General features: G+C 45.8%; 9 protein-coding genes, 2 tRNA genes and 3 rRNA genes. 6 read left to right on the top strand and 8 right to left on the bottom strand.

The genetic code is table 11. From position 1 onward, the window contains the following. Window positions 1–33: 33 nt before the first annotated feature. Window positions 34–957, bottom strand: a complete 924-nt coding sequence (locus F893_RS05430; protein WP_005250806.1) for a mechanosensitive ion channel family protein — start codon at window positions 955–957, stop codon at window positions 34–36. A 9-nt stretch (window positions 958–966) separates the two neighbouring features. Next, the gene (locus F893_RS05435; protein ID WP_086044916.1) at window positions 967–1,746 is read right to left on the bottom strand and encodes a hypothetical protein; all 780 of its coding nucleotides are present in this window, start codon (window positions 1,744–1,746) and stop codon (window positions 967–969) included. A gap of 144 nt (window positions 1,747–1,890) precedes the next feature. Between F893_RS05435 and gspE the strand changes: the two genes are divergently transcribed. Further along, complete coding sequence (gspE, locus tag F893_RS05440) at window positions 1,891–3,378, top strand: type II secretion system ATPase GspE (protein WP_004278254.1); 1,488 nt, start codon at window positions 1,891–1,893, stop codon at window positions 3,376–3,378. 50 nt (window positions 3,379–3,428) lie between these two features. On the opposite strand, the gene F893_RS05445 is transcribed toward gspE, so the two are convergent. The 6 genes from F893_RS05445 to F893_RS05470 all read right to left on the bottom strand — a co-directional run bounded on the left by F893_RS05445 (window position 3,429) and on the right by F893_RS05470 (window position 7,983). Continuing rightward, the gene (locus F893_RS05445) at window positions 3,429–3,821 is read right to left on the bottom strand and encodes a DUF4951 domain-containing protein (protein ID WP_005250810.1); all 393 of its coding nucleotides are present in this window, start codon (window positions 3,819–3,821) and stop codon (window positions 3,429–3,431) included. Window positions 3,822–4,004: 183 nt separating this feature from the next. Further along, a complete protein-coding gene (locus F893_RS05450) occupies window positions 4,005–4,430 on the bottom strand; it encodes an organic hydroperoxide resistance protein (protein ID WP_004732917.1) in 426 nt (141 codons plus the stop codon). Window positions 4,431–4,532: 102 nt separating this feature from the next. After that, complete coding sequence (locus F893_RS05455) at window positions 4,533–5,360, bottom strand: carbon-nitrogen hydrolase family protein (protein WP_005250811.1); 828 nt, start codon at window positions 5,358–5,360, stop codon at window positions 4,533–4,535. 20 nt (window positions 5,361–5,380) lie between these two features. After that, window positions 5,381–5,899, bottom strand: a complete 519-nt coding sequence (gene gigB / locus F893_RS05460) for an anti-anti-sigma factor GigB (protein WP_004647542.1) — start codon at window positions 5,897–5,899, stop codon at window positions 5,381–5,383. Window positions 5,900–6,011: 112 nt separating this feature from the next. Continuing rightward, entirely contained in the window at window positions 6,012–6,980 is a 969-nt protein-coding gene (gigA, locus tag F893_RS05465) for an RsbU family protein phosphatase GigA (protein WP_004732911.1), read from the bottom strand. Window positions 6,981–7,083: 103 nt separating this feature from the next. Continuing rightward, on the bottom strand, window positions 7,084–7,983 hold the full coding sequence (locus F893_RS05470) for an MlaA family lipoprotein (RefSeq protein ID WP_005250813.1): 900 nt from the start codon (window positions 7,981–7,983) through the stop codon (window positions 7,084–7,086). A gap of 541 nt (window positions 7,984–8,524) precedes the next feature. Between F893_RS05470 and F893_RS05475 the strand changes: the two genes are divergently transcribed. From F893_RS05475 to rrf, 5 genes are all read left to right on the top strand, one after another. Next, window positions 8,525–10,062, top strand: a 16S ribosomal RNA gene (locus F893_RS05475). Window positions 10,063–10,122: 60 nt separating this feature from the next. Further along, window positions 10,123–10,199: transfer RNA gene (locus F893_RS05480), tRNA-Ile, on the top strand. Window positions 10,200–10,270: 71 nt separating this feature from the next. Then, window positions 10,271–10,346, top strand: a tRNA-Ala gene (locus tag F893_RS05485). A 480-nt stretch (window positions 10,347–10,826) separates the two neighbouring features. Next, window positions 10,827–13,721: ribosomal RNA gene (locus tag F893_RS05490) — 23S ribosomal RNA — on the top strand. A gap of 207 nt (window positions 13,722–13,928) precedes the next feature. Next, window positions 13,929–14,043: ribosomal RNA gene (gene rrf, locus F893_RS05495) — 5S ribosomal RNA — on the top strand. The 16S, 23S and 5S rRNA genes sit together here with 2 tRNA genes alongside, the layout of an rRNA operon. The last annotated feature ends 9 nt before the right edge of the window (window positions 14,044–14,052 follow it).

The following is a 14,052-nucleotide window of genomic DNA, read 5'->3' on the forward strand; positions in this document are numbered from 1 at the left end:
CTTCTCCTTTAAAAAGGAGAGGGAATCTAAGGGTTATTTCAGATCAGGCTCTCTTTTGAGGGCCTTTTCATTGGCATATTGATCGATTTCTTCATTTTCCAAAGGACGGGAAAGTGGATGATCGACAAAGCCCATTTTTGGCACCGGAATTTCAATCTGGTTATCGACAAAGCCGTTGCGAATCCGTTCCTGCATTTCATCACGAACTTTCAGGTAGTTTTCCTGTTGGCACCACACTGCAAACAGCAGTTCAATCGAAGATTCACGGAAAGCGGTAACGGTGACTGCAGGTTTCGGGTCGGCCAGTACCAGTGGATATTTATTGGCAACGTCCAGCAGAACTTCGCGTACCTTGATAATATTTTCATGGAAATTGATCGCCAACGTAATCGGAATCCGCCGTATCGGAAATTTCGACAAGTTCTGCACCGGTGCCCGAATTAGCTGTTCATTCGGTAAACGCACATAGATATTATCTTGGGTCAAAAGTTTAACCGAGAGCAGATCAATCGAAATCACTTCGCCTTCAATGGTATGCCCACGAATCAAGGTAATCTGGATGGTATCACCGACTTCAAAAGAACCTTCACCAATCAGGAACAGACCACTGATCAGGTTGGATGCTGAGGTTTGCGAAGCAAAACCCAGTGCGACCGTTAAAATCCCTGCAGCGCCAAGGAAGACACTGAGTTTAAAACCGGCTTCTTTCAGACTAGCCATCACAAACAGCAGGAAGATAAAATAGAAAATTCCGCGGCGCCAGACCAGTTTCTGATGGGCATTAAAACGGACACCAATGGTGCGAATAAAGGTATTGGAAATAAAGCGTGCGATCAGGAAACCAATAAAGCACAACACCACCGCCACCAGAACTTCGGTCAAACGGTCGGTATTGATATTGGTAAATACTCCCTTCAGGCTGTTGGTGACTTCGGTCGGAATATTTGAACTTGGCATCAGACGCCCTTAGAAAAATGAATCAAACATATTAAATAACGCACCTGCCGGATCGCGCGGTGGATGCAGATAGGCCACTTCACCAGCATTTGGTGGTGTGCGGTTTTCGACCCGAATCCGTGGTGGACGATCCGAACTTTCATGCAAAACGCGGATTTGTGAGGTCCATAAGCGGCCGGTACTTTCACTGTAAAAAAGCGGCAGGGCAGGCACTGGCACATTCATTCGGTCAAAGCGCAATTGCTGGTTACTGGTATTGTGAAACTCAATCGGCGTGACTGCACGAAAGGCTCGCGGATGTAACTGTTTCAGTTCGGTTCTGCCATCGACTGCGGTGGCATAACAGATTTCCCCCGAACGGTGATTGGGTCCAAACCAGGTGTCTTTTGGCAAGATTACCGGCAAATCGAAAATCGGTTCGCGCTGCCCCTCGACAAAACCGGCAATCCATAAGGGCGTGCTGATATAAAGCGTACCGCGCTGTCCGGCAGGAATATAAATCGGATCGACTGGTTTAATCACCACAGAACGGTCTGCAAGGCGTGGCATCAGTTGCAATTTGTTTTGCGTGGATTTGAACATATAGCGTTCAATTTTCACAGGTGGGGGAAAGGCAAAATTCGGATCATCAATCTGATGCCATTGCTGTTCATAATCGTATTGCACAGAAGGGCGGAAATATTCCAGTCGCCATTCCTGAATCCCTCGGGTCAGCCGAAACAGCAAGGAGCCAAACTGCCAGGCTTTAGACTGATTTATTTCAAAATTCTGTTCTCCCCACCAGCGCATTTTCGCTGTATTCGGGATTAATTCATCTTTATCTTGCGGCAATCTTGGCACCCTTTCTTGCTAAATCTTTGAAAACATACTTCACGCTGTCATATGCTTAGAGTACACTCAATTTAAATTTTTTCATCATTATTATAATCCGCGATGCAAGTACTTAAACAATTACAAATCCCATATAGCTTCGCCAAGCGCCATGGTGTGCTGTTGCGTTATGAGGGAGATCAGGCCTTTATTCTGCGCCGTGACAATACCTCGATGCTTGCATTGCAGGAAGCCCGCCGTCTGCTCGGTTATCCGGCTCATTTTCAACTCTGTAGCGAACAGGAATTTAACCAGTTACTCAGTTCCAGTTTTGCCGGAGATAGCGGCGAATCACAGCAGGTGGCTGCCGGTCTGGAAGATCATCCGGATTTACTCAGTCTGGCTGATTCGGTACCGGAAGCTGAAGACCTGATGGATCAGGAAGATGATGCGCCAATTGTACGTCTGATCAATGCGCTATTATCCGAAGCAATTCGTGTTGGGGCTTCCGATATTCATATTGAATCTTTTGAGAAAAAACTGTCGGTGCGTTTACGGGTCGATGGTCAGTTACGCGAAATTGTACAGCCACGCCGTGAACTGGCACCGCTTCTGGTTTCACGGATTAAAGTCATGGCCAAACTGGATATTGCCGAAAAGCGTATTCCTCAAGATGGCCGTATTTCATTACGCTTGGCCGGACGTGAAGTCGATGTGCGTGTATCAACCTTGCCATCTTCTTATGGTGAACGTGTGGTGATGCGTTTGCTGGACAAGCAGGCCGGCCGTTTGAACATGACCCATTTGGGCTTGATGAATAATGACTATGGTCGACTCAAGACCTTAGTGCATCGCCCGCACGGGATTATTCTGGTGACTGGCCCGACCGGTTCGGGTAAAACCACCACCTTATATGCGGCACTTTCTGACCTGAATGACGGTTCCAAGAATATCCTCACAGCTGAAGATCCGATTGAATATCAGCTGGAAGGCATTGGACAAACGCAGGTCAATACCAAAGTGGATATGACTTTTGCCCGTGCGTTAAAAGCCATGTTGCGTCAGGACCCGGATGTGGTCATGGTTGGTGAGATTCGTGATCTGGAAACCGCAGAAATTGCGGTGCAGGCATCCCTGACAGGACATCTGGTGTTATCCACCTTACACACCAATACCGCGATTGGTGCGGTTACGCGCCTGAAAGATATGGGAATTGAACCATTTCTGCTGTCCAGTTCTTTAATCGGGGTAATTGCCCAACGTCTGGTGCGTACCTTGTGTCCACATTGCGCGACCTGGCATGAGGCAGATGCTTTCGAGAAGAATCTATTTGGCAATATTGAGCATCCCCAAGATTTAAGATTACCGCAACCTCAAGGCTGTGAACGTTGTGGCAATACTGGCTTTAGTGGCCGTACTGCAATTTATGAAATTGTCCCAGTCGATGATCATATGCGCCGTTTGATTCATGGCAATGCGGCTGAATATGAAATCGAAAGCTATGTACGTCAGCAGTCAGGTTCCATTCGTGATGATGGTCTGCGTAAAGTATTGGCCGGAAAAACCACGATTGAAGAAGTATTGCGAGTAACCAACGAAGCAGTAGAATAATTTTTTAATCTGCTCGCTTTATCATAATGATCGTCAGGACTTTTGGATATTTACCAGAGACTGACGATTTTTTTCATGAGTTGTGCACGAAAAGGTGCAGTCGGATTTCCCGGATTACGCAGAGTTTCATTTTCATAAAAGTTCTGCCAGGCTTGTGCCATTGCTAAACTCAGCCCTTCCTGTTTCATTGTTTCAACATCTACCTGAGTAATATTGAGAAAACGGGCTTCAGCATCTTTGGGGCCAGCTCCCCAGCCAATAATCCCTTTACCAAATTCAGGCAGAATCATATTGTTGGGTGTTGCAGGAATGGGTAGGCGTTCAATTTCAGTATTGAGCAGAGATTTTATTTTCGGACGGATTTTTTCTGAGAGATAAAGATCTGCAAAAGAGGTTGTAGCAGTGAGGAGCAGGAGAGAATTCAGAAGAACTAGTTTTAACATCAATATAAATCGAATAAATGTAAATAAGAATCATTATATATAATTTCTTAAGTTTTTGCTGCAGTTTTCAAGTGGGGAAGAGAAGTAGCTTTTGACAAAAGATGAAGCGGGTAAATTTTGAAATTTATAATTGAAGTCTAGCTATCCTGAAACTTTTTTCAGGATAGCTGTTAAATAAAAAAATTAAGTAATTACGTTTAAGTTCACATCAATATTATTACGGGTCGCATTTGAGTATGGACAGACAATATGCGCAGCATCCACCAGTTTTTTTGCTTCTTCCTGATCCATGCCTTCAAGATGGATGTTTAATGTCACTTCGATCCCGAACCCGGTAGGAATCGGACCAATCCCAACATCACCTTCAATATAGGCATCTTTACTGATATTGAGCTTGTCACGATTGGCAACAAATTTCATTGCACCCAAGAAACAGGCGGAATAACCTGCGGCAAAGAGCTGTTCAGGATTGGTTCCACCGCCTGGTCCCCCCATTTCTTTAGGTACGGCCAATTGAACGTCCAGAATCTGATCGTCAGAAATGGCGCGGCCATCACGGCCCCCTGTGGCTTTGGCATGTGCGGTATAGACGGCTTTTTCTAATGACATGAGTTAAATCCCTGTTTATTTTTCGTAGAGCTTCTATGCTCGGTGATTTCACCTGAAGAATAAGCAGGGATTTTGTTATTTTATGCAAGCAAATGAAACGATTCAGGAAAGTTGAAGAAGTCTACGGTGTTGCATTAAAGGCATGGATTCACGCACTTTTTGCTGTTCATTTAAATCAAAGTCGACGGTGATGAGTTGAGCACCTTCTGCATGGATCATATTAAGAAGTTGTCCACGACTATTGGTGGCGGCTGCATGTCCCCAAGTCTGGCGTTTTTCTCCATGCCAGCCTTGTTGAGCTGCACCAAGCACCGAGCATTGGCTATCTAGAGCACGTGTTTGCAGAAGGAGCTGCCAGTGCATTTCACCTGTGGTATAAGTAAAAGCAGAAGGTGCGGTCAAGAGGTTTGCACCTTTAGCCCGCAGGTTTAACGCCAGTTCCGGAAAGCGCAGGTCGTAACAGACCATTAAACCAATATTACCAAAAGGGGTTTTGGCTACGACAACATCTGTGCCGGGTTCAAAGAATTTGGATTCCTGATAACCGCCTACAGCATCACCGACTTGCACATCAAACAGGTGAATTTTGTCATAACGCGCTTCGGTCCGTTCCGGACTGATACACAGGCTAACGGTACGCACCCGGCCATCCTCAATGATTGAACCATCCGGACGATAAGGGCAGGGTAATGTACCGGCAACGATCCAAGTGTCATATTGATGGGCAAGTTGTTCCAGACGCTGCTGAATCGCTTCAAATTGTGCAGCAGTTTCACGCTGTTTACCTGCTGCAAAACAGACAAAGTTTTCCGGGAAAACAATCAGTTCAGCCCCGTTGGCCTTACTTTGTTGAATTAAAGATTCAATCTCCACGAAATTGGCATCAATTTCATTTTGAGAATTCATTTGTACAACAGAAAGTAAAGTCATAGGGTCCTCTTATAAGATGGTTATACCTTTTGCTCGGAAATTTTATCTAAATTGTCTTGCTCTTTCTGTAGCTGTTTGACTAAAGGTTCAAACATGTTCTGATTGCTTTGATTCAGTTTCATCAAGGTTTTATGCGCATCCAGAACCGTATTCAGCATATTTTGATGCGTGACATGTTCTTCCATCAGCGCACGTGTGCAGACATTTGGATCACCACAATAATTCAGAATCACAAACACTTGGCTCAATCCCATACTGTTGGCCAAAGTGGTAATGTCAGAATTGGTAGAAAGCATGACAGCCTGAATATTGTGTACTTGCTTGAGTTTGAGTCCTAGTTTCGCTAAAACACCCAGTACGGTACTGTCAATGAAACTGGTTTCGGTGAGATCAACGATAGCGCCAACTACGTTGTCTTGCTGTTCAATTTTGTTCAGTAATTTGTCTAGACTAATACAAGATTGGGCACGCACTTCGCCGATAAGCTTAAAAATATGCGTTCCATTCAGACTTGCATATTCAACATGACCTGTTGACATATAAATGCCATTTGCAGAGAAGGATATTAAATTATCCCATAGGGTGTATTGATACTCAAGTGGCTGAAAGTAGTAATCAAATTAAGTGCTTATAAAGCCTGTAAATATACTGCTAATTTACGCGGATAAAGCTTAAAAAGGCGATATCGTCAGCCACATGTTCCGGAGCCTGAAAAGATTGATTCTGTAAATGGTGTAATAATTGCGAGAATTGTTCATTTAAACCACCATCAAAAGGTTCCAGTGCGCCATCCGAACAGATAATAAAGCGCGCATTGCGACTTAATACCCATTCATTTTCCTCAACTTCAAGATCTTCGGTTAAGCCCAAAGGGAAACTGCTGGAAGAGAGGATTTTAGGTTCTTGATTGGGTTCAAATATAATCGGTGGAGGATAATGTCCAGCGCTGGACCATTTTAATACATGGGTTTCCAGATTAAGAATCCCGGCAATCATGGTGATGTGCTTTTCAATATTTTCCTGCATCAGCATACCGTTCAGCTTCTTGATCAGCTCGCGCGGCGTCTTGGAGCGACCATGGAAAGCTGCCATCCAGGACGTGAGCAAACTACTGGTAACGCCATGTCCGGATACATCGGCCAAATAGAAAATCACTTCTTTGTCGCTGATTTTCCAATAATCATACCAATCCCCTGAAAGATAGGCTGAAGGCTGAAAATAGGTTTCGACCTCGTAATTGGTCAGTTCAATCGGATTCGGTAACAATTTTTTTTGTAGTTCTGCAGCAGAAGGCAGGTCACGGCTATCCTGGTTACGCTTATATTGTGCATCAATTTTTTGTAATGCCAGATCTGGATTCTCGGGAAGCTTGTTCCAGATCCAGCCGGCTAAAGCACCTTGTTCCCAGGCCTGAGCCAAAGCAGTACCTTCATTTTCTAAGGCCAGTACAATCGTAGGCAGATTCCACTTATATTTCAGATAATCATGTACATCTGCAATCGCAATAATCGTAGAGTCATACAGTTCATGATCATCCAGATAGATCATCTGAACATGAGGAAGCGTATCAAGTACTTGATCTAAGTAAGGAATATCACGAGTCGGTTGAATGAAATACATAAAAAAGTGATTCAATCCCAGGATTGGCTATAAGATGTACTATAACAAGCAAAGTATTGCTAGCGAACAGATTTTCACTAGCAATCATACATGAAGCTTAAACTTAAAGATCTTCGTTTGAAGATTCAATGTTGCTATCACTAGAAGGTGCATCATCAGAATTGTCATCTTCAAAATCATCTTCTAGGAACAGTGTATCTTGTTCTGTGCCTTTCTTTTCTGCAATTGCATAATTGGTACGTTGTAAATAAATATCGCGAATCTGCGCATAGCGATCGCCAGTCAGCACTCCTTCAACGTCCAGTATTTCTGAACGGGTATCGATGGCACGCCAAAACTGATCAGTCCAGTAAAGTCCATCTTCATCTTCGAGAATGTATTTTTGTGGACGAGCTTGACTATCTACAGCAGTACCGATTACGCCACGGACAGAACTTGGACCTAAAAATGGCAACATGATATAAGGGCCAGAAGGCACGCCATAATACCCTAAAGTAATTCCAAATTTTTCCTCTTCATGGCTCAAGCCAAGGCGACGCGCTGGATCAGCCAGTCCTAAAGTTGTTAAGGTGTTAATGGTAAAACGACCTAGGGATTTAGCAGCGCGGGCAGGACGACCTTGAATCAGCTGATTCACCACATTCCAAGGTTCACCTAGGTTACTGCGGAACTGGGTATAGCTGCCACGAACATCTTGAGGAACTTTTTCCACATATTGTACGGCTATGGGACGTACCACGGTGCGGTCAATCGCATCATTAAACTGATAGATCTTTCTATTTAACGGCTGAAAAGGATCTTTAACTTCCTCAGCCTGTGCTGCACTGGCATCAACTTTCAGTTGCGTTTGTAATTGTTGCGCTTTGGTTGATATCTTTGTTCTAAGCGGCGTTTTTGCAGGCTCGTTTTCCAGATTTTCCACACCGGTGGCCACCTCAGCGAAAACATGTGCGCTTGAAGCTAAAGAAATTAAGCATATAGATAAGTAAATAGAACGATGCATAAGGTAACCTGAGGCCTTTTCTGTGTAAGTAGCACTACTTATTAGTATGAAAATAATAAACGTTATATTCACGAATAGACATCATTTAAGCAAATTTGTATAAAAAATGAATGAAAACACACGAAAAGCTTAAAAAATATACATACAAAATGATTTTCTTGAAAAAGGTGTTGCAAGCCTTCTGAAATACTGTAGAATGCACATCCATCGGCGGTGATGAAGATTAAAACTTCTGATAAAACAGTGACTTAGTTAAGTTTGATTGAGTTGGGTTTTAGAAAGAAAGTTTAAAAATAGTTTTCATTACTGGTTGACTTTCTAGAGGTAGAGAGTAATATAGCCGACCTAGCTTGCTGGTGACGAATCAGCAAGAAGATCATTAAGAGATTATGAAGAACAACTTGTGTGGATTTTTACTGGTTGATTGATCGAAATTATTTTCATTGATTGATGGTAGAAATTACTCGAAGTTTATTTGAGAAATATTTGTCAGAAAATTGATGAGCCAAGATTGGTGCCCTTTAAGGCACTACATAGTATTAAACTGAAGAGTTTGATCATGGCTCAGATTGAACGCTGGCGGCAGGCTTAACACATGCAAGTCGAGCGGGGAAAGGTAGCTTGCTACTTGACCTAGCGGCGGACGGGTGAGTAATGCTTAGGAATCTGCCTATTAGTGGGGGACAACATCTCGAAAGGGATGCTAATACCGCATACGTCCTACGGGAGAAAGCAGGGGACCTTTGGGCCTTGCGCTAATAGATGAGCCTAAGTCGGATTAGCTAGTTGGTGGGGTAAAGGCCTACCAAGGCGACGATCTGTAGCGGGTCTGAGAGGATGATCCGCCACACTGGGACTGAGACACGGCCCAGACTCCTACGGGAGGCAGCAGTGGGGAATATTGGACAATGGGGGGAACCCTGATCCAGCCATGCCGCGTGTGTGAAGAAGGCCTTTTGGTTGTAAAGCACTTTAAGCGAGGAGGAGGCTACCGAGATTAATACTCTTGGATAGTGGACGTTACTCGCAGAATAAGCACCGGCTAACTCTGTGCCAGCAGCCGCGGTAATACAGAGGGTGCAAGCGTTAATCGGATTTACTGGGCGTAAAGCGCGCGTAGGTGGCCAATTAAGTCAAATGTGAAATCCCCGAGCTTAACTTGGGAATTGCATTCGATACTGGTTGGCTAGAGTATGGGAGAGGATGGTAGAATTCCAGGTGTAGCGGTGAAATGCGTAGAGATCTGGAGGAATACCGATGGCGAAGGCAGCCATCTGGCCTAATACTGACACTGAGGTGCGAAAGCATGGGGAGCAAACAGGATTAGATACCCTGGTAGTCCATGCCGTAAACGATGTCTACTAGCCGTTGGGGCCTTTGAGGCTTTAGTGGCGCAGCTAACGCGATAAGTAGACCGCCTGGGGAGTACGGTCGCAAGACTAAAACTCAAATGAATTGACGGGGGCCCGCACAAGCGGTGGAGCATGTGGTTTAATTCGATGCAACGCGAAGAACCTTACCTGGTCTTGACATAGTAAGAACTTTCCAGAGATGGATTGGTGCCTTCGGGAACTTACATACAGGTGCTGCATGGCTGTCGTCAGCTCGTGTCGTGAGATGTTGGGTTAAGTCCCGCAACGAGCGCAACCCTTTTCCTTATTTGCCAGCGGGTTAAGCCGGGAACTTTAAGGATACTGCCAGTGACAAACTGGAGGAAGGCGGGGACGACGTCAAGTCATCATGGCCCTTACGACCAGGGCTACACACGTGCTACAATGGTCGGTACAAAGGGTTGCTACCACGCGAGTGGATGCTAATCTCAAAAAGCCGATCGTAGTCCGGATCGGAGTCTGCAACTCGACTGCATGAAGTCGGAATCGCTAGTAATCGCGGATCAGAATGCCGCGGTGAATACGTTCCCGGGCCTTGTACACACCGCCCGTCACACCATGGGAGTTTGTTGCACCAGAAGTAGGTAGTCTAACCTTAGGGGGGACGCTTACCACGGTGTGGCAGATGACTGGGGTGAAGTCGTAACAAGGTAGCCGTAGGGGAACCTGCGGCTGGATCACCTCCTTAACGAAAGATTGACGATTGGTAAGAATCCACAACAAGTTGTTCTTCATACGATGTATCTGAGGGTCTGTAGCTCAGTTGGTTAGAGCACACGCTTGATAAGCGTGGGGTCACAAGTTCAAGTCTTGTCAGACCCACCAAATCTGACTAACGAAGCATGAAAGTGCTGAAGCAAACAGAACAGAACGATACATTGACTTATTGATAAGCTGGGGACTTAGCTTAGTTGGTAGAGCGCCTGCTTTGCACGCAGGAGGTCAGGAGTTCGACTCTCCTAGTCTCCACCAAATTTCAAGATCATAAAAGCACTGCTTTTACTTGAAATTTAAGCAAGAAGCTACGCTTCGCGCAGTATGTAAGCATACAGTGATGAAGTTGTTTAGTTCCTAAGCGATCAAGTGTTTAGATCCTAGAGATTAACAAGTACAAGCGTTATGATACGCGCACTTGATAATCTCTGTGATTTATCACAGTTTCCTGACCTGACGAAGGCTGGAAAAATCATTAACAGAATATATTTGAGTTGAAATAATTTGTTCAAACTCGTTTTTAAGATCAACGCTAACAGTGATTTATTACTGTGATGTGAAGATTAAGGAAATGAGTTCTAGCGAAATTAACTGAATCAAGCGTTTTGGTATATGAATCTAATTGAAGCTGTACAGTAGTTAAATCTACGAAACGCCAACTGTATGAGCGTGATGAGAGATCATCACAATCTGTTGCTTATCCCACTTGTAAGGATAAACGACTGTTTGGGGTTGTATAGTCAAGTAATTAAGTGCATGTGGTGGATGCCTTGGCAGTCAGAGGCGATGAAAGACGTGATAGCCTGCGAAAAGCTCCGGGGAGGCGGCAAATATCCTGTGATCCGGAGATGTCTGAATGGGGAAACCCACTTACCATAAGGTAGGTATTGCAACATGAATACATAGTGTTGCAAGGCGAACGAGGGGAAGTGAAACATCTCAGTACCCTTAGGAAAAGAAATCAATTGAGATTCCCTCAGTAGCGGCGAGCGAAAGGGGAAGAGCCCATTAAGTCATATAAGTTCTAGTGGAACGCTCTGGGAAGTGCGACCGTAGACGGTGATAGTCCTGTACACGAAAGGGCTTATATGATGATGTCGAGTAGGGCGAGGCACGTGAAACCTTGTCTGAATATGGGGGGACCATCCTCCAAGGCTAAATACTCCTGACTGACCGATAGTGAACCAGTACCGTGAGGGAAAGGCGAAAAGAACCCCTGTGAGGGGAGTGAAATAGATCCTGAAACCGCATGCATACAAGCAGTGGGAGCCGGCTTAGTCCGGTGACTGCGTACCTTTTGTATAATGGGTCAGCGACTTATATTCAGTAGCAAGGTTAACCGCATAGGGGAGCCGTAGGGAAACCGAGTCTTAATAGGGCGTTTAGTTGCTGGGTATAGACCCGAAACCAGGTGATCTATCCATGAGCAGGTTGAAGGTTGGGTAACACTAACTGGAGGACCGAACCCACTGTCGTTGAAAAGCCAGGGGATGACTTGTGGATAGGGGTGAAAGGCTAATCAAACTTGGTGATAGCTGGTTCTCCCCGAAAGCTATTTAGGTAGCGCCTCGGACGAATACCATTGGGGGTAGAGCACTGTTTCGGCTAGGGGGTCATCCCGACTTACCAAACCGATGCAAACTCCGAATACCAATGAGTACTATCCGGGAGACAGACTGCGGGTGCTAACGTCCGTAGTCAAGAGGAAAACAATCCAGACCGCCAGCTAAGGCCCCAAAATTATAGTTAAGTGGGAAACGATGTGGGAAGGCATAGACAGCTAGGAGGTTGGCTTAGAAGCAGCCACCCTTTAAAGAAAGCGTAATAGCTCACTAGTCGAGTCGGCCTGCGCGGAAGATGTAACGGGGCTAAAACTATATGCCGAAGCTGCGGATGCATAATTTATTATGCGTGGTAGGGGAGCGTTCTGTAAGCCGATGAAGGTGGATTGAGAAGTCTGCTGGAGGTATCAGAAGTGCGAATGCTGACGTGAGTAACGACAATGCGAGTGAAAAACTCGCACGCTGAAAGACCAAGGGTTCCAGTCCAACGTTAATCGGGGCTGGGTGAGTCGACCCCTAAGGCGAGGCCGAGAGGCGTAGTCGATGGGAAATTGGTTAATATTCCAATACTTCTGTGTAATGCGATGAGAGGACGGAGAAGGTTAAGTCAGCCTGGCGTTGGTTGTCCAGGTGGAAGGTTGTAGGCATGTATCTTAGGCAAATCCGGGGTACTCTATGCTGAGAACTGATAGCAAGCTGTACTTGTACAGTGAAGTGGCTGATACCATGCTTCCAGGAAAAGTCTCTAAGCTTCAGTTACACAGGAATCGTACCCGAAACCGACACAGGTGGTCAGGTCGAGTAGACCAAAGCGCTTGAGAGAACTCTGCTGAAGGAACTAGGCAAAATGGTACCGTAACTTCGGGAGAAGGTACGCTGTTGTCTGTGATAGGACTTGCTCCTTGAGCGGCCGACAGCCTCAGAAACCAGGCCCCTGCAACTGTTTATTAAAAACATAGCACTCTGCAAACACGAAAGTGGACGTATAGGGTGTGATGCCTGCCCGGTGCTGGAAGGTTAATTGATGGGGTTAGCGTAAGCGAAGCTCTTGATCGAAGCCCCAGTAAACGGCGGCCGTAACTATAACGGTCCTAAGGTAGCGAAATTCCTTGTCGGGTAAGTTCCGACCTGCACGAATGGCATAATGATGGGGGCGCTGTCTCCAGCAGAGACTCAGTGAAATCGAATTCGCCGTGAAGATGCGGTGTACCCGCGGCTAGACGGAAAGACCCCGTGAACCTTTACTGCAGCTTGACATTGAACTTTGATCTTACTTGTGTAGGATAGGTGGGAGGCTTTGAAGTCGCGACGCTAGTTGCGATGGAGCCGTCCTTGAAATACCACCCTGGTAATATTGAGGTTCTAACTCTGTCCCGTTATCCGGGACGAGGACCATGTCTGGTGGGTAGTTTGACTGGGGCGGTCTCCTCCTAAAGAGTAACGGAGGAGTACGAAGGTGCGCTCAGCGTGGTCGGAAATCACGCGTAGAGTATAAAGGCAAAAGCGCGCTTAACTGCGAGACCCACAAGTCGAGCAGGTACGAAAGTAGGTCTTAGTGATCCGGTGGTTCTGTATGGAAGGGCCATCGCTCAACGGATAAAAGGTACTCTGGGGATAACAGGCTGATACCGCCCAAGAGTTCATATCGACGGCGGTGTTTGGCACCTCGATGTCGGCTCATCTCATCCTGGGGCTGAAGCAGGTCCCAAGGGTATGGCTGTTCGCCATTTAAAGAGGTACGCGAGCTGGGTTTAGAACGTCGTGAGACAGTTCGGTCCCTATCTACCGTGGGCGTTGGAAATTTGAGAGGATCTGCTCCTAGTACGAGAGGACCAGAGTGGACGAACCTCTGGTGTACCGGTTGTCACGCCAGTGGCATCGCCGGGTAGCTATGTTCGGAAGGGATAACCGCTGAAAGCATCTAAGCGGGAAGCCTACCTCAAGATAAGATTTCCCCGAGACTTTATGTCTCCTAAAGAGCCGTTGAAGACTACGACGTTGATAGGTTGGATGTGGAAGCATAGTGATATGTGAAGCTGACCAATACTAATTGCTCGTGAGGCTTGACTATACAACACCCAAACAGTTGTTGTACGAACTTCGAAAGAAGTGAGGATCGATTGATTCGATATTAAACAAAGTGACTTGATTTAGTTACGCTAAACGAACAAACTACTGCAACTCAGATATATCTGTTAATAACTCATTTGATGAAAGCTAGGCTAGCGAAGTGAAAACAACGCCAATAAGACCCAAGCAAATAGTCATAAACAGTTGTGCTGGCGACCATAGCAAGAGTGAACCACCTGATCCCTTCCCGAACTCAGAAGTGAAACCTCTTAGCGCTGATGGTAGTGTGGGGTTACCCATGTGAGAGTAAGTCATCGCCAGCTCATTATTCC

The sequence above is a fragment of the Acinetobacter sp. CIP 102136 genome (assembly GCF_000369685.1).
Taxonomy (GTDB): domain Bacteria; phylum Pseudomonadota; class Gammaproteobacteria; order Pseudomonadales; family Moraxellaceae; genus Acinetobacter; species Acinetobacter fasciculus.